This window comes from Halothiobacillus diazotrophicus, from assembly GCF_001663815.1.
GTDB classification, from domain to species: domain Bacteria; phylum Pseudomonadota; class Gammaproteobacteria; order Halothiobacillales; family Halothiobacillaceae; genus Halothiobacillus; species Halothiobacillus diazotrophicus.
Genome location: NZ_CP016027.1, coordinates 1,250,589 through 1,274,479 on the forward strand (window position 1 = coordinate 1,250,589; position 23,891 = coordinate 1,274,479).

General features: G+C 60.6%; 22 protein-coding genes. 5 read left to right on the top strand and 17 right to left on the bottom strand.

Annotation, left to right across the window (positions count from 1 at the left end; all coding sequences use genetic code 11):
- Positions 1 to 236: 236 nt before the first annotated feature.
- Complete coding sequence (gene soxX / locus A9404_RS05550; RefSeq protein WP_082922766.1) at positions 237 to 653, top strand: sulfur oxidation c-type cytochrome SoxX; 417 nt, start codon at positions 237 to 239, stop codon at positions 651 to 653.
- Between the two features lie 45 nt (positions 654 to 698).
- Entirely contained in the window at positions 699 to 1,589 is an 891-nt protein-coding gene (soxA, locus tag A9404_RS05555) for a sulfur oxidation c-type cytochrome SoxA (RefSeq protein WP_082922767.1), read from the top strand.
- A gap of 255 nt (positions 1,590 to 1,844) precedes the next feature.
- Here the strand turns inward: soxA and A9404_RS05560 are convergent, their stop codons facing one another.
- The 6 genes from A9404_RS05560 to A9404_RS05585 all read right to left on the bottom strand — a co-directional run bounded on the left by A9404_RS05560 (position 1,845) and on the right by A9404_RS05585 (position 7,117).
- Positions 1,845 to 2,606: a DedA family protein gene (locus A9404_RS05560; protein ID WP_066099279.1), complete on the bottom strand. Its 762-nt coding sequence runs from the start codon at positions 2,604 to 2,606 to the stop codon at positions 1,845 to 1,847.
- A complete protein-coding gene (locus tag A9404_RS13135) occupies positions 2,593 to 4,422 on the bottom strand; it encodes a glycosyltransferase (RefSeq protein ID WP_082922768.1) in 1,830 nt (609 codons plus the stop codon). The genes A9404_RS05560 and A9404_RS13135 overlap by 14 nt, the downstream gene beginning before the upstream one ends.
- Before the next feature lie 70 nt (positions 4,423 to 4,492).
- A complete protein-coding gene (moaB, locus tag A9404_RS05570; protein WP_066099280.1) occupies positions 4,493 to 5,026 on the bottom strand; it encodes a molybdenum cofactor biosynthesis protein B in 534 nt (177 codons plus the stop codon).
- Between the two features lie 116 nt (positions 5,027 to 5,142).
- Positions 5,143 to 5,391 (bottom strand): DUF3565 domain-containing protein, encoded by a 249-nt coding sequence (locus tag A9404_RS05575; RefSeq protein WP_066099281.1) that lies wholly within the window; start codon positions 5,389 to 5,391, stop codon positions 5,143 to 5,145.
- A 9-nt stretch (positions 5,392 to 5,400) separates the two neighbouring features.
- Positions 5,401 to 6,750, bottom strand: coding sequence for a 30S ribosomal protein S12 methylthiotransferase RimO (gene rimO, locus A9404_RS05580; protein ID WP_066099282.1), 1,350 nt, complete (start codon positions 6,748 to 6,750; stop codon positions 5,401 to 5,403).
- A gap of 22 nt (positions 6,751 to 6,772) precedes the next feature.
- A complete protein-coding gene (locus tag A9404_RS05585; RefSeq protein WP_066099283.1) occupies positions 6,773 to 7,117 on the bottom strand; it encodes a DUF3579 domain-containing protein in 345 nt (114 codons plus the stop codon).
- 357 nt (positions 7,118 to 7,474) lie between these two features.
- Here A9404_RS05585 and A9404_RS05590 point away from each other — a divergent pair, with 357 nt between their 5' ends.
- A complete protein-coding gene (locus tag A9404_RS05590) occupies positions 7,475 to 8,023 on the top strand; it encodes an asparaginase domain-containing protein (protein ID WP_197490446.1) in 549 nt (182 codons plus the stop codon).
- 80 nt (positions 8,024 to 8,103) lie between these two features.
- Here the strand turns inward: A9404_RS05590 and soxB are convergent, their stop codons facing one another.
- From soxB to fabD, 10 genes are all read right to left on the bottom strand, one after another.
- Positions 8,104 to 9,906 carry a thiosulfohydrolase SoxB gene (soxB, locus tag A9404_RS05595; RefSeq protein WP_066099285.1) on the bottom strand — a complete coding sequence of 601 codons (1,803 nt, stop codon included), beginning with the start codon at positions 9,904 to 9,906 and terminating at the stop codon, positions 8,104 to 8,106.
- A 386-nt stretch (positions 9,907 to 10,292) separates the two neighbouring features.
- Complete coding sequence (locus A9404_RS05600) at positions 10,293 to 11,363, bottom strand: hypothetical protein (RefSeq protein WP_082922770.1); 1,071 nt, start codon at positions 11,361 to 11,363, stop codon at positions 10,293 to 10,295.
- Complete coding sequence (gene tmk, locus A9404_RS05605; RefSeq protein ID WP_066099287.1) at positions 11,350 to 12,015, bottom strand: dTMP kinase; 666 nt, start codon at positions 12,013 to 12,015, stop codon at positions 11,350 to 11,352. Before tmk ends, A9404_RS05600 begins: the two co-directional genes overlap by 14 nt.
- Complete coding sequence (gene mltG, locus A9404_RS05610; RefSeq protein ID WP_066099288.1) at positions 12,012 to 13,100, bottom strand: endolytic transglycosylase MltG; 1,089 nt, start codon at positions 13,098 to 13,100, stop codon at positions 12,012 to 12,014. The genes tmk and mltG overlap by 4 nt, the downstream gene beginning before the upstream one ends.
- A gap of 21 nt (positions 13,101 to 13,121) precedes the next feature.
- The gene (pabC, locus tag A9404_RS05615; RefSeq protein ID WP_066099289.1) at positions 13,122 to 13,970 is read right to left on the bottom strand and encodes an aminodeoxychorismate lyase; all 849 of its coding nucleotides are present in this window, start codon (positions 13,968 to 13,970) and stop codon (positions 13,122 to 13,124) included.
- Complete coding sequence (locus tag A9404_RS05620) at positions 13,967 to 15,436, bottom strand: chorismate-binding protein (RefSeq protein WP_197490447.1); 1,470 nt, start codon at positions 15,434 to 15,436, stop codon at positions 13,967 to 13,969. The genes pabC and A9404_RS05620 overlap by 4 nt, the downstream gene beginning before the upstream one ends.
- Before the next feature lie 14 nt (positions 15,437 to 15,450).
- Positions 15,451 to 16,692: a beta-ketoacyl-ACP synthase II gene (gene fabF, locus A9404_RS05625; protein ID WP_066099291.1), complete on the bottom strand. Its 1,242-nt coding sequence runs from the start codon at positions 16,690 to 16,692 to the stop codon at positions 15,451 to 15,453.
- Positions 16,693 to 16,956: 264 nt separating this feature from the next.
- Positions 16,957 to 17,196: an acyl carrier protein gene (gene acpP / locus A9404_RS05630; protein ID WP_066099292.1), complete on the bottom strand. Its 240-nt coding sequence runs from the start codon at positions 17,194 to 17,196 to the stop codon at positions 16,957 to 16,959.
- 176 nt (positions 17,197 to 17,372) lie between these two features.
- Positions 17,373 to 18,122, bottom strand: coding sequence for a 3-oxoacyl-ACP reductase FabG (gene fabG / locus A9404_RS05635; RefSeq protein WP_066099293.1), 750 nt, complete (start codon positions 18,120 to 18,122; stop codon positions 17,373 to 17,375).
- Between the two features lie 43 nt (positions 18,123 to 18,165).
- Positions 18,166 to 19,092 (bottom strand): ACP S-malonyltransferase, encoded by a 927-nt coding sequence (gene fabD, locus A9404_RS05640; protein ID WP_066099294.1) that lies wholly within the window; start codon positions 19,090 to 19,092, stop codon positions 18,166 to 18,168.
- Between the two features lie 302 nt (positions 19,093 to 19,394).
- Between fabD and A9404_RS05645 the strand changes: the two genes are divergently transcribed.
- Positions 19,395 to 20,588 (top strand): glycosyltransferase, encoded by a 1,194-nt coding sequence (locus A9404_RS05645; RefSeq protein WP_066102866.1) that lies wholly within the window; start codon positions 19,395 to 19,397, stop codon positions 20,586 to 20,588.
- A gap of 168 nt (positions 20,589 to 20,756) precedes the next feature.
- The gene (locus A9404_RS05650; protein WP_066099295.1) at positions 20,757 to 22,511 is read left to right on the top strand and encodes a DEAD/DEAH box helicase; all 1,755 of its coding nucleotides are present in this window, start codon (positions 20,757 to 20,759) and stop codon (positions 22,509 to 22,511) included.
- Between the two features lie 124 nt (positions 22,512 to 22,635).
- Here A9404_RS05650 and purT read toward each other — a convergent pair whose 3' ends face one another.
- Complete coding sequence (gene purT, locus A9404_RS05655) at positions 22,636 to 23,880, bottom strand: formate-dependent phosphoribosylglycinamide formyltransferase (RefSeq protein WP_082922771.1); 1,245 nt, start codon at positions 23,878 to 23,880, stop codon at positions 22,636 to 22,638.
- Positions 23,881 to 23,891 lie beyond the last annotated feature (11 nt).

The following is a 23,891-nucleotide window of genomic DNA, read 5'->3' on the forward strand; positions in this document are numbered from 1 at the left end:
CGCCCGCCCCTCATCCACAGAAAGTCAACCGGCCAATGCCCCAGAAATCCGGTCAACATTAGCGATTGCTTTAGAAATGGATGCTTTCCCAACCTTAGTGAATAAACCATGTAGCCATAAAATTTTTTTTATTGTCTCAAGGAACCAGACCACTACAGTATAGGTCGTCAAAACGACAAAATAAGGCCACCAAAGCCATCTTGGCGTCTCATGCGTCTTAAGAGGAGAGGATGATAATGACATCATTGATTCGAGCAATTACCCACACGAGCACCGCCATTCTGTTCGCCAGCAGTCTGGTCGTCACCAGTCAGGTCTTCGCCACGGAAGAAGACGAGCCGGCGGATGCGCCCACTGCCGTCACCCACACGATGACCAAGGAAGAGCAGGAAGGCAAGGATCTTGCCTTCGCTAAAAGCAAAGGCAACTGCCTTGCCTGCCATGCCATCGCGGGCGGCAACCTGGCTGGCAACATTGGCCCGGCGCTGATCGCCATGAAGATTCGTTATCCCAACAAAGAAGACCTGTTCAAGGTTGTCTGGGATCCGCGCGAAAAGTTTGGTCGCGGAGTCATCATGCCGCCGTTCGGGGATCACAAGATCCTGACCAAGGAAGAAATCGAAAAAATCGTCGATTATCTGTACACGCTCTAAGCGCAGCGAAAACAGCCAGCGACCATCAACGAGGAGCTCGTGAGAATGAAAAAGTTTGTTAGCAGTATGTTAATTGTCGGCCTGATTGCCGGGGTCAGTGCGACTGCCTCAGCGGGGGGGTATAGCAGCTTCAATCCGAAGGATGATGTCAACAATCCAGCCGAATTTGCCAAGGAATTCCGAAATTTCTACTACAAGAATTTCCCCCAGATCCCACACGATAAATACAATATCGGCGTCTATGCATTCGACAAGGACTCCTACGCTCAGTATCAGGACATGATGCAGTTCCCACCACAGGATGATTTCATTGCGAAAGGGAAGAAGCTGTGGGAAGACTACCGCCTGCCGAACGGCAAGCCGCTGAGTTCCTGCGTCGGCGATGCCAAGGGCCTGCGCGCCAAGTATCCCTACTTCAACCCCAAAGATGGCAAGGTCCACAACCTGGAATTGGATCTGATCAACTGCCAGTTGAACGCCGGCGTCCCGAAGGATGAATCCTGGGAGTCGAAGAAAGGCTACAACGACCTCGTGGCCGTCTCAGCCTATCTGGCCAGCGAATCCCGCGGCATGAAGGTCAACGTACAGATCCCCAACGATCCCCGCGCGGTTAAAGCCTTCAATGACGGTAAAGAAATGTGGTTCCGCAAGACCGGCCAATTGAACCTGTCCTGCGCCGATTGCCACATGTATCACGCCACGCAACGTATTCGCGCAGAAACGCTGCATACCGGTATCGGCAACACCACCTCCTTCCCGGTGTTCCGCTATAGCAAGCAGAAAATGTTCACCCTGGACAAGCGTTTGAAAGGCTGCATGCGTGACACGCGCACCATTCCGTTCAAAGCCTATTCTTCGCATTATCTGGATCTCGAGTATTTCCTGGCCTACATCGACAACGGTCTGGAAATCAACGGTCCGGGCCTGCGCAAGTAAACCGACCCATCGTGGGGACAGGACGTTCCCACGCCAAAAAAAAGCCAGCGATTTGCTGGCTTTTTTCATGCGTGCGGATTCGGGATCCGCGGGGTCCGACCCCATTCCGCTCGAAGCGGCAGCGGCCCCCTCGCGCCCTTACCGATCGGCACGAATTGATGCGGCATTCTCCGTCAACCGCCGAAGCATATTCATACTGCAACCCCTCTCCGCGCACCACGCCGCACTAAACGTCATGAGCGGCATTGATTAGCGCTACAGGGGACGAATGAGATAAAGCACGCCAAGAATGACTCCGGCGATCACCAACAGGGAGAGGCCGAAATGCTGGCCGATGAAAAGCGTCATCTCGGCCTGCGTCCGATCCAGGCGTGAACGCCAGTCAACGAACCGGCGAATGATCAGAACCAAGATGACGAGGCCCAACAGGATCACGGCCAGGGCCAGCCCATAGCGATGCAACACGTCCAGGATCGTGCCGATATGGTTGCCGAAGAAATAGCCGATCACGATGAATTCGCTGATCCCGATAATCACGGCCGGCGTGTTGAATTGCAGAAACGTCCGGTAATCGAGGCGGAAAATACCCGCCAGCGCCGGGGTCACCCAGGAAAGCGGGCCACTGAGTCGCGCGATGAACACCGCCAGCGCCCCGCGCTTCTCGAAGAAGACGACCCCTTTTTCGTAATTTTCCCGATGGATGAGTCGACCGATCAGCGGCCAGTGTTGCAATCGGTCGAAGAGCCCCGTCCCGTAGCGGTACCCCATCCAGTAACTGAGGTTGTCACCCAGAATGCCGCCGCCATAGAGCAAGACCATGACCAGCCAGAGATCGAGCACGCCCATCCCCGCCAGAATCGCACCCGAGAGGAAAAACACCTCGCCGAGAATCAGCAGCGAGAACGGGATGACCGTCTCGAAGAAGGCACCGAAGAACAAGATACCGTAGGCGATGTTCCGATGTTGCTGCAAGAAGGGGATCGCCTGTTCAAACGAACCGAATTCAGCGAATGACATCGTACCCCCGCCGCCGCTTCATCCGCATGGGCATCAGGGCCTCCATGAGCCAACGCAGACTTTGCCTGAGGTAGCCACGTGCCTCGAAACGCCGTGTCGAGGTCGCCACCTGATTGGTGGGCACAAAGAAGAACCGACCATAACGCCGACATTCACGCGTGAACACCAGATCCTCGGCGAAACTCAATTCCGCGTGAAACCCGACCCCACGCGCGATGGGCGTACGTGCAAGCTGGAGCGCATACGAACTGTAGGTGACCCGGTGAATCACATCGTAGATCCGGAACCATAACCGCGCGTACAGGCGATCAGCCGGCTGCGGACGGATCTGGGTCGTACCCACGCTCAACCCTTCGGAGCCGTGCCGATTGATCCAGGTATTGAACTGATGCAACGCCTCTGGCCCGAGATAAGTATCCGCATCGCAGAACACGACCCACTCGGACTCGGCGCTGGCGAGCGCCAGACCGGCGTTCTTCGCACGAGAAACGCCCAACTCGCTCTGTATGACCCGGATGGGGATCAGGGTATCGACACGGGACGCATAACGTTGGGCAATGGAAAGCGTGGCGTCCGTCGAACCATTCTCGACGATGATGATTTCCATCCGGCTGGCCGGGTAGCGCTGTGCCAACAGCGCGTCCAGCGTACGCGCCAGTTCGGCCTCTTCGTTGTGCGCCGGGACGATGATCGTGAAGAAGTTCTTATAGATGAGTTCCGACATGGCATCGAGTATGCGGCGAACCGATTCCTCGGTGCGCCAGGGCGGGACGAACGGCTTTTTCGATGCGCACTCGGCCAAGGCAGTCCCCAAATCGAAATCTTCTGCCTGATCGCGCGTAGCGAAGTAGGCAAGGCTGTCGAGGTAATAGGCCAGATACTCCTGTTCGGTCTGATTCGGTGTGGGCACCAGCAACGCTTGCTTGTTGTGCTCGACCAGGTCCATCACGGTGGTGTAACCCGCCCTCGAGACGACGCAACGGGCACGACTGAACAGATCGACCCGCAAGTCGCCACTGGCCAATGGGTAGATAGTGAGATCTGCACGCTCGAACGATGTGAACTGGCGTGGATCGGCCGTGGGATCGCCGAGCACGAAGACCTTCTTGCCCGGAATGTCCGCAGCCTGCGCCAGCAGGTTCGCCACAAAGGCGCCCTTGTGTTCCTGCAGGTAGCCGCTGATCACGAACAGATAATCGATATCCTGGGTGCACTCCCGATGCGGGTAGGCGGAAAGAATGCCGATATAGTGGTGTCGTGCCTGATTAAGCACCGGTGTATGGGACAGATTACCGGCGAGATTCCGGCTGGGACCGGGATAGTCCGGAATGAAAATCCGATCGAACTTCTTCAGCGCCACCGCATTCAGGTGATCGCTCAACCAGCCGATTTCGTGCAATCCCTTGGGCGGGATGAAGGCGATCTGATGCGAGAGGATGTAGGACGGCGTCCATCGGCTGTAAAAGCCGTAACGCCCGTCGCTGAACACGAAGTCGTATTCGGCGGCCCAGGCGTCGAAAGCACGATGCTCCTCCCGAATGCGCTGCCAGGTCTTGACGAGATCGAACAGCAGGTAGAGATAGAAGCGCCAGCCCGTACCGCGCTCCAACGGCGGATAGTCCGTCATGTCGCGCCAATCCACCGCAGGGTGATCCGCCAGCTCAAGCTGCAGGAAAGCCAGCGCATTCCCGGTGGAAACAATCGTGACCTGATAGCCACGGGCCAGGAATGCCTGGATCAGGACCAGACTCCGGGTGGCATGCCCCAAGCCCAGGGAACTGACGGCAAACAACGCGCGCATGGGCAAATCTTTCATGCTGGTTCCCAAGTGGTTGACAGCCGCGGCCGGCTATGATGCCCGACAGACGCGCAAGGGATGAAACACATTACTGCTCGTTGAGGCGCGGCATCAATTCGACCATATTGCACGGCCCGGTCCGAAAATCCAGTTGCGCGCGGATAATCTGGTCCCAGGCATCGCGACAGGCACTGGTCGAGCCGGGAAGAACGAATAGGTAGGTGCCGTTGGCGACACCGGCCGTCGCCCGAGACTGCACGGTGGAGGTACCGATCGTCTGCCAGGAGAGCCAGCGGAACACCTCCCCGAAACCTTCGATCTCCTTGTCGAACAACGGCCGGAGGGCCTCGGGCGTGCCATCGCGTCCCGTCAATCCCGTCCCGCCCGTGGAAATAACGGCCTGACAGGCTGGATCGGCGATCCAGGCAGACACGGCCGCCCGGATCGCATATTTGTCATCGCGTACGATCTGGCGATCGAACAACTGATGTCCGCTGTCACGAACCCGCTCGACCAAAAGATCTCCGGAGCGGTCATCGGAAAGGCCACGTGTATCGGAAACGGTAAGTACGGCGATGTTCAAGGGCCTGAAGGCTCGATCATTGCGGGATTCGGTTGTCATGGTACCCTCTGGCGTCAATCAAGGTCGAATGGCGTATCCGAGCGATCTGAGCGCACCCGGAACCTGTGCGCATGCTGCACGCCCACCGGCGGATTCACGGTAGATCAAGCGGTCCATCACAAGACACCGGTGCCGGATTGATTCGTATCAATCAATCGCGCGCAATGCGGACAGGGCAGCAATGTACCCAACATCGCCATTCGACCGAAACTGTTTTCGACCCACGCTCTATTGATCCAGGGCGGATTGTGTCGCGTGTGCTGATGATGGCCGCATTCAAGCTTGACGTACCAGTCGCCATGCACATCCCGATGAAAAGAGTGAATCGCTCGTTGGGGCGAAGCGAACGGTTTCAACGCAACCATTGGCCAGGATCAGGCGACCGGGATCGCCCACATGTCATGGTCATCGGCATCGGTAATCTCCACTTCCACGAAGTCACCGGGGCGCACATCGGTAACCTCCGGCAGAAAAACGACTCCGTCGATCTCCGGTGCAGCGCCCGGCCCACGGCCCACGGCACCGGATGCATCGACATCATCGATCAGAACAGCCATGGTCTGTCCCACCTTGTCCGCCAGCTTCGCGGCACTGATGGCTGCCTGCTTTTCCATGAAACGCGCCAAACGCTCCTGCTTGAGCGATTCCGGTACCGGATTGGCCAACTGATTGGCCGCAGCACCCTCGACCGGGGAATAGGCAAATGCCCCGACCCGATCCAGTTGGGCCTCGTCCATGAATTCGAGCAACTGATTGAAGTCGTCCTCCGTCTCGCCGGGGAAACCGACGATAAAGGTCGAACGCAACGTGATGTCGGGGCAGATATCGCGCCAGCGGCGAATCCGCTCCAGCACGTTCTCACTGGAAGCGGGCCGCTTCATGGCCTTGAGGACAGCCGGACTCGCGTGCTGGAAGGGAATATCCAGATAGGGAAGAATCAATCCCTCCGCCATCAGCGGAATGACCTCGTCGACATGCGGATAGGGATAGACGTAGTGCAGGCGAATCCAGGCATCGAGTTGACCCAGCTCCTGCGCCAGCTCCTTGAAGCGCGTCTTGATGGGTTTTCCGCCGAAGAAATCGAGTTTGTACCGGGTATCCAGGCCATAGGCGCTGGTGTCCTGGGAGACGATCAGAAGCTCACGGACTCCGGCGTCAACCAGATTGCTGGCTTCGCTCAGCACCTCACCGATGGGTCGGCTAACCAGATCGCCGCGCATGCTCGGAATGATGCAGAAGCTGCAGCGGTGGTTACACCCCTCGGAAATTTTCACATAGGCATAGTGACGCGGCGTCAGCTTCACGCCAACCTGCTGCTCAAAGGTCGGCCGGGGCGCAGGCATCAGGTCCGTAAACGGATCATGTCTCGGCGGCACATGCTGGTGGACGACATTCATGACGTCCGCATAAGCCTGTGGACCAGTAATGGCAAGGACGCTCGGATGCACCTCCTTGATCAGCGCCCCTTCGTCCCGCCCGCCCAGGCATCCGGTGACGATGACCTTGCCATTCTCGGCCAGGGCCTCACCGATGGCATCCAGGGATTCCTGCGTCGCAGAATCGATGAAGCCACAGGTATTGACGATCACGAGGTCTGCGTCATCGTAGTCCGGCGAAATGGCGTAGCCTTCGGCCCGCAACTGGGTAAGAATCCGTTCGGAGTCGACCAACGCCTTGGGGCAACCCAGGCTGACGAAACCGACGCGAGGCGCTGATGCGTTCATGAGCGTGATAATCCGAAGTTATTTATGCCGATGGGGTGTCCGCAGGCGCCGTTCCGGGCGGCGCACCGGTGTACTCTTCCATACGGCCATCGGAATACTGAATATGCATTTTCAGATTATTGCGCTCGACGAAATGAAGCACCGACTCGAACATCGGTGCATTTTCCGCCTGGAGACTGGGTTCAATCACCAAAACCTTCTGCCCATCCAGCATGGCCGGATGCAAACGTTCGGAAAATACCAGTCGATGCTGATCGAACGTGGCATCCCAGCTGGCAAGACGATCAATCCAGTCACTGGGCCGGAAGCGAGCGCCAGACTTGGTCACCGACTCGATAAGGTAACGATAGGACGAGGGATTGTTCATGTTTGATTCTTGCCGGCGACTCGGTTCTTATAACCCGATGAATATTCAAAATAACCGATTTTATTGGCCTACATTCTAGAATATTTAATGAATAAAAGCACATGACCGACGCAGTGCGGGCATTCCGAACAAGCCTGCCAACCACAATTCCCGATGAATACCCGACGGAATTTCGAGGCATCTCACACGGACCCGGCCGCATCCCCTAAAGGATATTTTCACAATTTTTCGGCACACGACGATAATTGGGACCGCACAATATACGCGCAGCCCGTGCCGTTATGGACCTACCGACATCGCCATCGCGATGCTGCGCTGGATCCTTCCCGAGACATGCGCCCGCACAGGAGCCTCGAAGTGACGAGCAAATTTGCCATACCCACGCGACTACCGGTGGTAGTCATCAACACCGGGGGCACCCTGAACAAGTGCTACGACCCGATCGCCGGACAATTGATCGTTTCGCCCGACGAAGCAGTCATCTCGAGACTGCTTGAGTCGGCCGCGCCGAATCTGGACATCCACCTGATGGGCCTGATCCACAAGGACAGCCTGGAGATGACCGATGAAGACCGGAAACTGATCATCGCCGCGATCCGCACCCTGCCCGGCTTGTTGCAGCAGGCACCGATCATCGTCGTACACGGCACGGACACCCTTCACCAGACGGCGACAATGCTCGATCAGGCGAACCTTGATCATGTCGTGGTCCTCACCGGCGCCATGCGGCCGGCCGAACTCGAGCCTCGGGAATCGGCACTTCATATGGGATTGGCGCTCGGCTTCCTTGCCGCCGATCCGCCACCTGGTGTTTATGTGGCCATGCACGGCCGCGTGGCACCCTACGCATTTCTGCGCAAGAACTACGACCAAGGGGTTTTTCGCCCATTGCCAATGACCGATTGACCGCCCGATCAATGTAGCCACAAAAAAAGCCCCGCGAATGCGGGGCTTCTGTTTCAACCTGGACGGTGACTAAGCGCTGATTAGCACTTGGTCAGGCCCGGATTGCCCTTGACGCCGATCAGTTTCGGCTCGTTGATCTTCACCGGCTTGATGTGCTTCTTGTCACGCAGCCAATGCTCGACCTGATCCCAGATCATCTTGCCGGTATCGCCCGGAATCTGACCCGGCTTGTGCACGGAAGCCCAACCGGCAACCTTGTACTTCTTCTTCGGATCCAACGGCTTGCCGTTGAGCGCCATTTCGGAAATACGCTTGCCCTTGGACTCGTTCGGGGCACAGGCGTAGGTCATGCCGCCGATACGGACCATGTCACCACCTTGCTGGTAATACGGATCCTTGTTGAAGATGTTGTCGCAAACGTCTTCGAGGATGCCCTTGATCTGCTCGCCGGTGAACTCGTTCACGGTGACGTTCGGGTAGGTCAGACCCACTTCGGTCATCAGATCTTCGTAGGTGATCGGCTCGCCCGGAATGAGGGTGGTACCCCAGCGAACCCCCGGAGAGAAGGAGATTTCGCAATCGTTCTCGTCGATCAGGGCCTGACAGATCAGCTGATCCCAGCTGCCGGTGAAGTTGCCGCGGCGATAGAGCAGACCGTCGTTGGTGGCGACGACTTCGTCCAGACGCTTCTTGGCGTTGAACGTCTTGCCCTGGAAGGTGACGTCCTGGTTGGTCGCTTTCTCAATGAAGGCGGCCATTTCCTTGTCGGGTTCGATGAAGTCGGAGAAGACCGGCAGCAGGTGATATTTGAAATCCTGCAGCTTGCCATTGCGGTAGTCGATATCCAGCACACCGAGGTATTTGCTGTTCGAACCGGCGTTGGTGACGATGGTCTTGCCGCCCGGGTTCTTGACGATGGTCGGACGCGGGATGGCGTCGTGGGTGTGACCGCCCATGATCGCGTCGATGCCGCTGACCTGGGAAGCCATCTTCAGATCCACGTCCATACCGTTGTGGGACAGAACGATGACGACTTCGGCGCCGTCCTTACGGGCCTTGTTGACGACATCCTGCATGTCTTCCGGATTGATACCGAAGGTCCAGCCTTCAACCATCCAGGCCGGGTTGGCGATCGGGGTGTACGGGAACGCCTGACCGACGATTGCCACTTTCACGCCGTTTTCTTCGCGGATGATGTACGGCTTGAATACGCGGTCTTCGAAATCCTGGTTACGGATGTTCTGGGCAACGAAGGTCATGTTGCCGGCGGCTTCGAGCTGCTTGATACCGTCCATCATGCGGTCTTTGCCGTAGGTGGCTTCCCAGTGGGAAGTGAAGGCATCCAGACCGAAGATCTTCTGGGCGTCGATCTGACACTGGGCGTTGGTCCACAGCGCCAGGCCGGTACCCTGCCAGTTGTCACCACCGTCCATGACCAGCGCGCCGGGACGCTGGGCCTTCATGTGCTTGACCAGGGTCAGCAGGTGGGCATAACCGCCGACCTTGCCGAACTTCTTGGCCGCTTCAACGTAGTTGATGCAGGTGAACGCGTGCGCTTCCGGGGTATTCGGCTTCAGGCCGAAATACTTCAGGAATGCCTCGCCGACGAGATGCGGCGGATGACCTTCCATTGAACCAATGCCCAGGTTGATGCTGGGCTCGCGGAAATGGATCGGGTTCAGCTGCGCATGAATGTCGGTGTAGTGCAGGATGTGCACGTTACCGAACTTGGGGATTTCATACATGTTGCCCGAGGCACGATTGGCCTTGACCGAATGGGCGACGGTTTGCATGCCCGTGCCCGCTTGCGCGGTCTCAAGGCTGATGCCGGCGGCGGATGCCGCAGCCAGCATTTGCAAAAATTCCCGACGAGATAAATTCATTCGTTGATCTCCGTTATTGGATTTTTAAGTACGCACAAGCAGTTCGAGTCATTTTGCCTGGGCCAAACCAGATACACGTTTCGACACACTTGCGTGCGGCGCGAAACCGTAACCCGAAATTTAACCACACTGCTCATCGCAAAAACAGCAAAAATACTTATGTGCATAAAAGCAAAACAGGGAATCCGCACCGGCAGATCGCCTTGTTGCCGTTCCTACGATTGATAGCCGGGCAAATGGTTCCCCGATCGGTGATGAAAATGCAGGGATCCGCGTCAGACGCGCCGTTAAGCTGTCCGCATCAGGCGCCGCGAGTTCGCCTTAAGACGGCACCAGTACCCATCGCGGGAACCCAACTGCCGACGGCACTGCCGATCTCGGACGGATCAGGCCAAGCGGGCCGGCAAAGCCGGATCGGAGAGATCCAGGGCCAGCCGCTCCCGGGCCAGCTCCTCGTTCAAGGGATGACTGGCCGTCTGCAGGAAGGCCAGAAGAATCGGATGCCGCTTGAGCCAATCCTCGGCGGACAGTGCCGCTGCCATGCGCCCGATGGCCGGACACAAGGATTCGGGCGCCGTGCAGGGCAAACCAAGCGACACACCCTGAACCGCCAGCCAGACACGCAACAGCCACCGGGCCAGCGTTTCCCGATCCACGGACTGCCAAACCTTGGCCACGGCCAAGGGTGAACTGTGACCGCAGATGAGATCGCAGAAGGATTGGGTCACACCCTGCCAATCCCAGTCCGGCGCTTGACCGGCCACCAGATCGCGCCCACCCATGAACCAGAGCAGGTCCGCGTCGGCGCGCGGCAGGGCGTGCGTCGTGCACAACCAGTCGACGAGCGCGGATCGATCCGGATTGGGGACGGATAGACGCTGTACCCGAGATCGAATGGTCATCGGTAGCAAATCGGCGCGCTCGGCGGTGAACAGGAACAGACTCCCGGCCGGCGGTTCTTCCAGCAATTTGAGCAGACTGTTCGCTGCAGCCCGGTTCATGCGCTCCGCCTGTTCGATCAAGGCGATGCGCACTGGGCCATAACGGGTCAATCCGAAAGCATCGATCAGGGCGCGCACCACGTCGACGGGGATATCGCGCACCGAGAGATCTTCTGCCGCCAGAATCAGATCCGGATGCGTACCGGCCTGACGCAATCGACAGGCCGGACAAACCTCGCAGGGCGCCTCCGAACCCGGTTGCCGTATCGGTTGGCTGCAGAGCAGGTAGGCCGAAATACAGCGTGCAAGCGCACTCGAACCCAAGCCGCGCTCTCCGACGATCATCAGCCCATGGGGGACGCGTCCCTGGGCATGCATGCCGATGAACCGTTCCCAGGGCGCCAGCAGCCAGGGCGCCCGGCGAACGAGTTCGAGAGAGCGCTGCAAGGGGGGCGACTCTCCACTGTCGACAGGCGTTGCGGGTACCTTTTTCTCCGAAGCCTTACCTGCCGCCATGCACGCCTACCTCCCCCTCATCGAAACGCGCAGCCAGAGCCGCGTGAATCTGCAGCCGGACCCGATCGAGCGGTTCAGCAGCATCGATGACACGAACGCGCCGGGGATGCGCCTCGGCAATCGCCAGGAACCCCGCGCGAACACGCCCGAAGAATTCGTGCGCCTCACGTTCGAAACGGTCCTTGGCAATCATCCCCCGCCGGGCTGCCGCTCGAGCGATGCCGATGCCCACCGGCAGATCGAGCAGCAGGGTCAGATCAGGACGCACACCCTGCTCCGCGTAACTGGCCAGGGATTCGATCACGACCGGATCGATCCCCCGACCGGCACCCTGGTAGGCACGACTCGAATCGGTGAAGCGATCGCAGACGACCACCCGCCCGGAATCGAGTGCAGGGCGAATTCCCCGGGCCACATGCTGGGCCCGTGCCGCAAACATCAGCAACAACTCGGTCGGTTCGGCCAGCTCTTCCTCGGTCGCGGTCAGCAGGATGCGGCGGATGTCCTCAGCCACTGGCGTTCCGCCGGGCTCGCGGGTGCGCAGTACCTCCCTCCCCCGCCCGGAGAACCAATCGGCCACACAGGACACGGCCGTCGACTTGCCCGCGCCTTCGATGCCCTCGATCGTGATGAACACGCCCTGCGCCGTCATTTTACTCCTCCCGAGGTTGCCGCTTTCGAATCGCCGACCTGATCGGCGCGACGGTTTTCCAGCTTGCGCCAAGCCTGAACAGCCTGATTGTGCCCCTGCAAGGTTCGGGAGAAAGTATGACCGCCCGATCCGTTTGCCACAAAATACAGGGCATCGGTTTGCGTCGGATGGGTCACGGCCTGCAGGGACGCTTCCGAAGGCAGCGCGATCGGCGTGGGCGGCAGCCCGACCCGTACGTAGGTGTTGTACGGCGTATCCTGTCGCAACTCGGATTGCGTCAGACTCCGCGGCGCCGTCGCGGCATCCACGACACCCCGCCGGGATTTCGCCACGCCGTAGATCACGGCCGGATCGGTCTGCAAGCGCATGCCCCGGTTCAGGCGATTGATGAAGACACCGGCCACCTTGCCCCGCTCGTCCGCCAGACCAGTCTCCTTCTCGACGATCGAGGCCAGAATCAGGGCATCCTCGGGGGTCTTCAACGGAAGATCGGGTGCCCGGTTCGCCCAGGCTGCGTCCAGATGCGCCTGCATCGACTGGTAGGCTTTCATGACGATCTGTCGATCCGTGGTACCGCCGGTGAACACATAAGTATCCGGGAAAAGCTGCCCCTCCAGATGCTTGATCGGCAGACTCAGCGCCGCGATGATCTCGGCATGACTGAGCCCGGTCAATGTGTGCTTGAGGTGGGGATCCGTCGCCAGTCGGTTCAGGAAATCCTGTGCGGTATCTCCCTCCGGCACCGTGACCCGGTAACGAACCACGTCGCCGGAAACCAGACGGTCCAGCAGGCTGAGCAAGGTGTCCTTCGGCGAAATTTCGTATTCGCCCGCCTTGATGGCGCGCGCCTGCCCCCGCAAGCGGGCCACCCAGTAGAACAAGGTCGGATCAAGATGGGCGCCCGACGCGTCGGCCAATTCGGCAATACGTCGCGCATCCATGCCGGGGAGAATGGTCACCTGCACCGCCGGGTCACCCGTCGCCAGCAAGGGCTCGGTCAACCCGCGACCCACGGTACGGTACGTGATCACCAGGGCGAGCAACAGCCCCATCACGACCAACCAGACCACCAGATACCCCACCATGCGCTTCACGCAAAAACCTCGCTATTCGTTCATCATCGGCTCACCGCGCGCGACCCGCCACCAGGCGGTTTCCTGCACGGGAAGCGTCCCATCCGGTTCCGGTAGCGCCGCATAGCGATCCGCCAGCCCTTGCACGGGCGCCAGACTAAGGGCGCGCCCCTGAATCGCCCGAACCGGCACAATCCCCCAAACCGAATTGGTCATCGCGGCCGCCTCGGCCATGGCCAGGCGGCCCGGCGCCAGGGGCGTACGACGCACCCCCAGAGATGCGATCAACGTGGCACGCACCGTACCCGCTATGCCAGCACCACTGACCGGCGGGGTATGCCAGCATCCTTCCTCAAACCAGAAGAAATTGCTCTGAATACCCCCCGAGATCAGCCCTTCGGGGCTCATCATCAGGCATTCGTCCATAGCTTCGGAACACGTCTGGCGGCACAGCACCTGAGGCAACCGGTTCAAATGCTTCAGACCGGTCAAGTGTGGCACACCCGGAAACTTCGTGGGCTGGAGACCGACCGACACCCCCTGCGCCTGCCACGCGGCGATCCGGTCGGGAACCGGACCGCACTGGATCAGCACCGTCGGCCGAATCGGATCAGGACGCCGATAACCGCGCGCGCCCGATCCCGCGGTATAGGTCAGCTTGAGCACGCCCCGATCGCCAGACGGATTTTCGGCGACGGCGGCCGCAATTTGTGCGCACAGATCGGATGCAGAGGGCACAGGCAAACCTAGTCGACGGCAACCCCAGGTCAGGCGGGCGAAATGCTCCGACCACCACTCGGACTTGCCATGCCGGAGGCGCAGCGTTTCGAACAGACCATCGCCATAAGCGAGGCCTCGGTCCGCCGCCTCGATGGTGGTCATGGCGCCATCGCACCCAATGCCAGAAGGAGGCCACGCGCCTTTTCCTCCGTTTCGATCCGCTCCCGCAGAGGTTCGCTGTCCGCGACGACCCCTGCCCCAGCCCGGAATTCTCCCGAGCCGTCCGTCGCCAAAAACACCGTTCGAATCAATATATTGCTATCCATGCGGCCATCTAAGCTGAGGTAACCGACGCTTCCGGTGTACGGCCCTCGTCCCGTCGCCTCGAGTTCCGAAAGAATTTCCATGCAACGGACCTTCGGGCAGCCGGTGATCGTCCCGCCGGGAAATGTGGCCGCCAGGAGATCGAAGACGCTGCGGTCGGGGCGCAATTTCCCGGACACGTTCGACACCAGGTGGTGGACGTGGGCAAAGGATTCAATCGTCATCAGCTCGTCGACCTGAACGCTGCCGGGCTGACACACGCGCCCGAGATCGTTCCGCTCGAGATCGATCAGCATCACATGCTCGGCTCGCTCCTTCGGATGGGCACGCAATTCGTCCATCAGCGCCCGATCCCGAGCGCGATCGGCATCGCGACGCCGCGTGCCAGCAATGGGGCGGGTGGAAACGCGTCCGGATACATGATCGACGAGCCGCTCGGGCGACGAACTGATGATCTGCCCTTCATCCAGTCGATACCAGGCGGCAAAGGGCGCGGGATTGTAGCGCCCCAGACGACGAAAGATCCGCCAACCGGCATCCGATTGCGGTGTCGAAAAACGCCAGGCCCGAGATAGGTTCGCCTGAAACACGTCGCCCGCCTGTAGGTAGTCGAGAATCCGGGCTACGCCCGCTTCGTAGATGGCCGGATCATCGGCCGCGACGGCGCCCAGCGCAAGATCGTCGTCCATCGCATCCCCTGCACCTGATCCCGCCCGATATTCGATGATCGCCGTACGCATCGTGTCGGCAGCCAAGGATGAACGACCGTCCTGCACGAGATACATCCGGCTTGCCTCATGGTCGAAGACCAGGGCGGCGGCATGATACTGCGCCACAGCGACCGGGAAACCGGAATCATCCGGAGTGCCAACGGCGAAAGACGGCAGATCGAGACTCGGCTCGATCTGACCGGCCAACTCATAGGAGAGGTAGAAGCTCCAGCCCCCGACGAAGGGCAGTTCGTGCGCCAGGGGGGCGACTGAATCACGCGTCGGGTCAACCCATCGGCCGAAGGCGTCAAGAAAATCGCCATTTTCCGGCAAACAGGGCGGTTGCCCCTCCGTCGTCAGCGGCCGGAAATGAAGCGAGTTCCGCCTTGTCAGTCGCAGCTCCGCGGCCGGTGCCGACATCAGGATCGACCAACGGGCATTGTGCGGCGCCGAATCGGTGTCTCCCGAAGCGAGACTGGCGAACAGTTGCGAGAAAGCCGCCGGAGCGGACCGGATCAGATCCGGGAAATCCGTGGCATGAATGCCCTCGATACGCTCGATGATCGGCTGGATCATGGCTTTCGCCGAAGTCACGGCGGGATCCCGCACTAGACGCGCCGGAAGATCAACGTACCGTTCGTGCCGCCAAACCCGAAAGAGTTGGACATGACCACATCCAGGCCCTGTACCGGGCGCGCGGTATGCGGCACGAAATCCAGATCGCAATCATCGGAGGGGTTGTCCAGATTGATTGTCGGCGGCAGAACCTGGTCGCGCAAGGCAAGCACGGAGAACACGGCCTCGATGCCACCGGCAGCGCCCAACAGATGCCCGGTCATCGACTTGGTCGAACTCACCGGGCAACGCTTGGCATGCTCCCCCAGCGCCGCGCGCAAGGCGACGACCTCGGCCACATCGCCCGCCGGGGTCGACGTGCCGTGGGCATTGATGTAACCGATGTCCTCCGGGTTGATACCCGCATCGTTCATCGCGGCCTGCATGCAGCGTCGAGCCCCATCGCCATCGGTCGAAGGCGCCGTCATGTGATAGGCATCGGCACTCATGCCGAACCCGAGCAATTCGGCATAAATCCGTGCGCCACGCGCCTGTGCATGCTCCAGGGATTCCAGCACCAGCACGCCGGCGCCCTCTCCGAGCACGAAACCGTCGCGATCCCGGTCCCAGGGCCGGGAGGCATGGGTGGGGTCGTCATTACGGGTAGACAGTGCACGGGCGGCGGCGAATCCCGCCACGCCCAGCGGGGAAATGGCACCCTCCGCACCACCGGCGATCATGGCGTCGGCATCACCGTAGGCGATCAGTCGTGCCGCCTGGCCAATACTGTGCGTGCCGGCCGCGCAGGCCGTGACGGTGGCCAGATTGGGACCGCGAAAGCCATAGCGGATAGACAGCTGGCCGGACACCATATTGATGATCGCACCCGGCACGAAGAACGGGGATACCCGGCGCGGCCCCTGCTCGGCGAGTGCGATGGTGTTGCGCTCGATGCCATCCAGACCGCCGATGCCGGAGCCGATCAGGATGCCGACCCGATCCAGATTCAGCGTATCGCTGACCAGGCCAGCATCGTCAATAGCCTCTATCGCCGCCGCCAGGCCATAGTGGATGAACGGCTCCATTTTCTTCACGTCTTTGGGCGGGATGTAGTTGGCGGGATCGAAATCCTTGACCATCGCCGCAATCTGAACCGGAATGGCGCCCAGCTCGAAACGATCGATGTGCCCCACGCCCGACTGCCCGGCCAGAATACCCGACCAGGTTTGCGCCACACTGTTACCCAGGGGCGACACCATGCCCAAACCCGTAATGACTACCCGTCGCTTACTCATGCTCTATGATCCGTTTGCATTCCATAACAAAAAAGGCCGCGCCCGGTAAATCCGTAGCGCGGCCTGGAGAAGGCGCAGATTGACTCGGCGATTCTCGCTTGGATATTGAACGCCAAGATTCATGAACGATCACGATCTTCTTGGAGCGAACTATCCGATGAGCGTCACCGGCGACACGCTGAAGTCAAGATACCCCGAAATCCGGGAATGATCATCCGATCCGCGCCAGTTTCCGAAATCCACCCTCGTCCGGAGGGTAGCGGATTATGCGTCTTTGTGGGCGTTGATGTAATCAATGGCCAATTGGACGGTCGTGATCTTCTCGGCTTCTTCGTCGGGAATTTCGCACTCGAATTCCTCTTCCAAAGCCATTACCAGTTCCACCGTATCCAGTGAATCCGCACCCAGATCGTCAACGAAAGAAGCCTCGTTGGTCACTTCCTCTTCCTTGACACCCAGCTGCTCGACAACAATCTTCTTCACGCGCTCTTCGACGGTGCTCATATCGCATAAACCTCATCATGGACAAATTGGTTCCGGGGCTGTTACCCAAGATGGCAGGCATTCTAGTGAAAAGCAGACCAAGCGCCAAATAAAAATCGCACCCGACGCCCTTCATGGCAGAGAGACGCCGGGCGAATCCGCCCCGAAAAACCCCTGCATTTTGCCGCTTGGCAAAATTAGCTCATGTACATTCCACCGTTGACATGCAGGGTATGCCCGGTGACGTAAGCCGCTTCATCGCTGGCCAGGAACCGGACGCAACCGGCAATTTCCGCCGGGTCGCCCAGACGGCCCAGGGGCACGTTGGCCAGCAGCGCCTTCTTGTGCTCCTCGGGCAAATCCTTGGTCATGTCGGTATCGATAAAGCCCGGCGCCACGACGTTGACCGTGACACCCCGCGGGCCCACTTCACGGGCCAGGGACTTGGAGAACCCCATGATGCCGGCCTTGGCCGCCGCATAATTGGTTTGCCCGGCGTTGCCCATCGATCCGACGACGGACGCGATGGAGATGATGCGCCCCCACCGTGCCTTGGTCATGCCCCGCAGTACTTTCTGAGACAGGCGGAAGACCGAAGTCAGGTTGGTTTCCAGGATGGCAGCCCAATCGTCATCCTTCATGCGCATCAACAGGGTGTCGCGCGTAATGCCCGCATTGTTCACAAGGATGGCAACGGCGCCATGCTCGCTTTCGATCTTGCTCAGTACCACATCGATCTGGGCGGGGTCCGTCACGTCCAACCGGACGCCGGCACCGCCACGCGGCGCCAATCGTTCCTGAATCGTGGCGGCGCCGGTGTCGGAGGTGGCGGTCCCGATGACGATCGCCCCCGCATCCGCGAGTTGGTCGGCAATCGCCGCACCAATACCACGGGTCGCCCCCGTCACCAGCGCGACCTTACCCGCAAGGCCACCCATCGTTGTCATGTTCGTTGTCATATGATGAATCTCGACTCGTTCAGATAAAAAATCAGGTTTGCGGCAACACGGCGGACAGACTGGCCTCATCGAAGACAGCCGCCCCTTCCATGCCCCGCTCGATCCGTCGAACCAATCCCGTCAGCACCTTGCCGGGCCCGAACTCGAACTGCCGATTGCAGCCCCGCGCATGAAGGGCACGCACACAGGCAACCCACTGCACCGGACGATACAGCTGCTCGACCAGCGCATGACGAATCGCCACGGCATCATCATGCGCCTGGGCATCCACATTGTGCAGCACGGGAATGGTTGGCGGCCGGATCACGACGCGCGCGAGATAGTCGTCAAGCGACCGCGCCGCTTCCGTCATCAGGCTCGAGTGCGAGGGCACGCTCACGGATAGCGGGACGAACCGCTTGGCGCCTGCCGCCTTGGCCAATCCTTCGGCACGCGCCACGGCCGCCGCATCGCCTGCGATGACCACCTGCCCCGGCGAATTGAAATTCACGGCTTCGCAGACCTGCCCGGCCGCCGCTTCCGCGCAGACGGACAGAACCACCTCATCTTCCAGTCCCAACAAGGCCGCCATGGCACCCACGCCGGGCGCCACCGCATCCTGCATGAGCCGTCCACGTTCGGCCACGAGCGCGATGGCATCGGCAAAATCGAGGCTGTCGGCGGCGACCAACGCCGCGTATTCGCCCAGGCTATGTCCGGCCAACGCCACGGGCCGATGCCCGCCGGCGGCCAGATAGATCCGCCAGGCCGCCACGTCCGCCGCCAGCATGGCCGGCTGAGTGATTTCGGTGCGATTCAATTCCGCTGCATCGCCCGAAGCGACCAGCGCCCACAAATCGAAGCCGAGCACCGTGCTCGCCTCGGCGAAAACAGCCTGAGCCAAGGGTTCATGTGCCCCCCAAGCACCGACCATCCCGATCGATTGTGACCCCTGACCGGGAAAAACGCCTGCAATCATAGTGAAACCCTTAAACCGATGCGCAAAGTGCGTGCAATCCTACCACAGCCGAGTAATCCGGCTGCTGCCGCGCGGTGCGGATCATGAATTTGTCACATTTATCACCCAACCTGAGGGAACAAACCGTGCAGAAACCGTTAATTGCAACGATGTCCGCGAAACCGCCACGACTCGGCAACTGCACATCGACCCGGATAATATGTTGTTCCGAATGAAACGTACCTGCCGCGCACAGCATTGCCCACCAGCCGTCCGGGCCTCGCTCTTCCGCCCTACAGCCATCCTCATGCCAGGTGACCCGCGTGCACATCTTGATGATTTCCGACGTTTACTTTCCGCGCATCAATGGCGTTTCAACCTCGATCGACAGCTTTCGCAGCGAAATGCGGGCACAGGGACACCGGGTGACGCTCATCTGTCCCGAATATCCCGAAGCCCGCAATCTGGCCCGCGCCGCAGACCACACGGATGATCCCGACATTATCCGGATACCGTCCCGGTCGGTGATCCTCGACCCCGAGGACCGGATGATGCGCTACGGGGAAATACTCCGGCTCATCCCCACACTCCAATCCCAGAGTATCGATCTGGTGCACATCCATACCCCGTTCGTGGCGCACTATGCGGGCCTGAAGCTTGCCCGAGCCCTGGGCACACCCGTCGTGGAGAGCTACCACACCTTCTTCGAGGAATACCTGTACAACTACGTCAAGTGGTTGCCGAAATCCTGGCTGAAATTCATGGCACGACGATTCTCTAAGAGCCAGTGCAATTCAGTCGACGCATTGATCGTCCCCTCATCCCCCATGCGGGACATCCTCCATGCCTACGGCGTGCGGACCACCATGCACATCCTGCCGACAGGGCTCGACCTCGACCAGTTCCGAACCGCGCCCATCACGGACTTCCGGTCCGGACTGGGCATTCGTACGGATCAGCCGCTCCTTCTCTATGTCGGCCGAGTTGCGCTGGAAAAGAACATCGACTTTCTCATCGACATGTTCCCGGCGGTACGCAAGCAACACCCGGAAGCCGTTCTGGTCATCGCCGGCGAAGGTCCTGCAGAGGGACACCTTCGTCGCCGTGTGCGTGCACTCGACCTCGACAATGCCATCCGGTTTGTCGGGTATATGCGCCGGGACGGCACGCTGCAGGATGCCTATCGTGCCGCCGATCTCTTCGTCTTCGCCTCCCGTACGGAAACTCAAGGACTGGTCCTGCTCGAAGCGTTGGCGCTCGGCACGCCCGTGGCCGCCCTCGGCGCCATGGGCACGCGGGATGTCCTTGATACGGCGGGTGGCTGCCTGATTCCACCCGATCATCCGAGCGAGTTTGCCAATGCGGTCAATTCGGTACTGCAGACACCCGACAGGCTCGTGCAGATGGCTCGGGAAGCCATGCACTACGCCGACTCCTGGTCCGCCGAACAGAAAACCGCCCAACTGATTGATCACTACGTGGATCTGGTGACGGAAAAACAGCAATCCTCTTGTTGAACAAAGATAAATCGGACACGGGGCATGTTTTCGCGTATGATGCGGCGCTATCCCTATCCGGCTCGATAAGCGCGACATCTCAGACGCGCCGATGTCGCGCCTTTCCCAGAATCGTCGCCCGTGAGTCACGGCCAGACGCATTCATTTCTTGAGAGCCCTTGAGTATCCATGTCCGAAGAAAACGCCATTCTATTTTCCGACCTCGCCCTGTCTGAGCCGCTGTTGCGTGCGATCGAAGAGCTGGGTTACGAAGCCCCCTCGCCCATTCAGGCGAAAAGCATCCCGCCCCTCCTCGAAGGCAGGGACGTGCTCGGTATGGCACAGACCGGCACCGGCAAGACCGGCGCCTTTTCCCTGCCCCTGCTGAGCCGGATCGATCTGAACCTGCGCGCACCGCAGCTTCTGGTGCTGGCACCCACCCGCGAACTTGCCATCCAGGTGGCCGAGGCCATGCAGGCCTATGCCCGCCATCTGCCGGATTTCCATGTTCTGCCGATCTATGGTGGACAGGCCATGGAGCCCCAGTTGCGCGGCCTGAAGCGCGGCGTGCACGTCGTCGTCGGCACGCCCGGCCGAATCCAGGACCACCTGAAGCGCGGCACGCTCAAGCTGAACCAGCTGCAGGCCGTCGTGCTGGATGAAGCCGACGAAATGCTGCGGATGGGCTTCATCGACGACGTCGACGAAATCCTGAGCAAGACGCCGGCCAGCCGCCAGGTCGCGCTGTTCTCCGCCACCATGCCCGAGCAGATTCGCCGGATTGCCCAGCGTCATCTGCGTTCGCCCGTCGAAATCAGCATCAAGGCCAGCACCTCGACCGTCCAGACGATCACCCAGCGCTACTGGCCGGTCAGCGGCGTGCACAAGCTGGACGCCCTGACGCGCATTCTCGAGGTCGAGAACTTCGACGCCGTCATCATTTTCGTACGGACCAAGGTCGCCACCACCGAACTCGCCGAGAAGCTGGAAGCGCGCGGTTATGCGGCCGCAGCCCTGAATGGCGACATGAACCAGGCCCTGCGCGAAAAGGCCATCGATCGCCTCAAGCGCGGGTCGCTGGACATCGTCATCGCCACCGACGTCGCCGCGCGCGGCATCGACGTGGCCCGCGTCAGCCACGTCATCAACTACGACATCCCGCTGGATACCGAATCCTATGTCCACCGCATCGGCCGTACCGGTCGCGCGGGCCGTTCGGGCGAGGCCATCCTGTTCGTCGCGCCGCGTGAAAAGCGGATGCTGTCCGCCATCGAACGCGCCACCGGCCAGCCCATCACCCCGATGCGCCTGCCGAGCCAGAGCGACATCGCCGACAAGCGCAGCGCGGACTTCAAGAACCAGATCACCGAAGCCATGGAATCGCAGGAGCTCGACTTCTTCGAAACCCTGATCGAGCAGTACCAGACGGAACATGATGTCGGTCTGGCCGAGATCGCGGCCGCCCTGGCCTACATGGCCCAGAAGGACCGCCCGCTGCTGCCGGACGAAATCCCCGAAACTCCGAGCCATGCCTTCAGCGAGCGTCCGCGCCGGGATGACAACCGCCGTGACGAGCCCCGCCAACGCCGCAACGACGACATTCCGCGCGTCAAGTACCGGATCGAGATCGGCCGCGATCAGGGCGTCGCCCCGAAAAACATCGTCGGCGCGCTCGCCAACGAAGCAGGCATCGACAGCAAGTACATCGGCGCGATTCGCATCTTCGATCAGTACAGCACGGTCGATCTGCCCGAAGGCATGCCGAACGAAGTCTTCAACCAGTTGAAGCGCCTGCATGTACTCGGCGTACCGCTCAACATCAGCGAAGCCGGCCCCAACGACGGCGACGAATCCTCGCACCGGCCGCCTTCACGCAAGTTCGGCCCGCGCGGTGGCAACGACGGCTTCGGCGGCAAGCCGCGTCGCCCCAAGCAACGCTATTGATAGGGTCTGCCTGTCGGAATCGTAACCGTCCGGCAGGACTGCCAAGCGCACCAACAAAAACACCCCGAGTTCGGGGTGTTTTTTTATGGAGGGATCGGTTGGACGCCGCTTGACGATCCGGCCCTTACGAAGCCCCTGCCTGCAGCCGGATGAACTCGGCGGCGCGCCGCGCCTTGGCACGTGCTGCTTCGACCGAATCGGCCAGGGCCAGCGTCACGCCCATCCGCCGCTTGCCGGCAATATTGGGCTTGCCGAACAGTCGAACCTGGGTATCCGGCTCGACGAGCGCGTCGGCGAGTCCGGTCATGACCGGGGCGTCGGTTTCGCCCTCGCGCAGGAGCGCGCAGGAAGCCGCCGGTCCGCGGCTGCGCAGGTTGGGGATGGGCAACCCCAGAATGGCGCGCACATGCAGGGCGAATTCCGACAGATCCTGCGAAATGAGCGTCACGAGCCCCGTGTCGTGCGGGCGCGGAGAGACCTCGCTGAACCATACCTCGTCGCCGCGCACGAACAGCTCGACGCCGAACAGGCCGTAGCCGCCCAGGGCATCGACCACCGTCCGCGCAATGACCTCGGCCCCCGCCAGGGCTGCCGGGCTCATGGGTTGCGGCTGCCAGCTTTCCCGATAGTCGCCGTCGATCTGCACATGGCCGATCGGCGGACACATCGTGATGCCGTCCCGATGGCGGATCGTGAGCAGGGTGATTTCATAGTCGAACAGGATCATCGACTCGACGATCACCCGACCGCCCCCCGCTCGGCCGCCGCTCTGGGCGTATTGCCAGGCGGTTTCGATCTGCTCGGGCGTGCGGACCACCGACTGCCCCTTGCCGGACGAACTCATCACCGGCTTGACGACGCAGGGCAGACCGATCTGCGCAATCGCCTCGGAGAAATCCGCGAAGGTATCGGCGAAGCGGTACTGACTGGTCGGCAGCTTGAGGGTTTCCGCGGCGAGGCGCCGAATGCCCTCCCGGTTCATCGTCAGCTGCGCGGCGCGGGCATTCGGCGTCACGATCCAGCCCTCAGCCTCGAGTTCGACCAGGGTCTGGGTCGCGATGGCCTCGATCTCCGGCACGATCAGACGCGGGCGCTCCTGCATCACCAGCTGGCGAATCGCCGCGCCATCGAGCATGTCCACGACATGGGAACGATGCGCCACCTGCATGGCGGGTGCCCCCGCATACCGGTCGACGGCAATCACCTCGATACCCAGGCGCTGAGCCTCGATGGCGACTTCCTTGCCCAATTCGCCACTGCCCAGCAGCATCATGCGGAATGCATCCCGGCTACCGGGTGCCCCCAGTGCCGCCGCCCGATCCTCGATCGTCACTGCCACATCGGGGGATGTCTTGCTCGAATCATTCATGTCCCTGTACT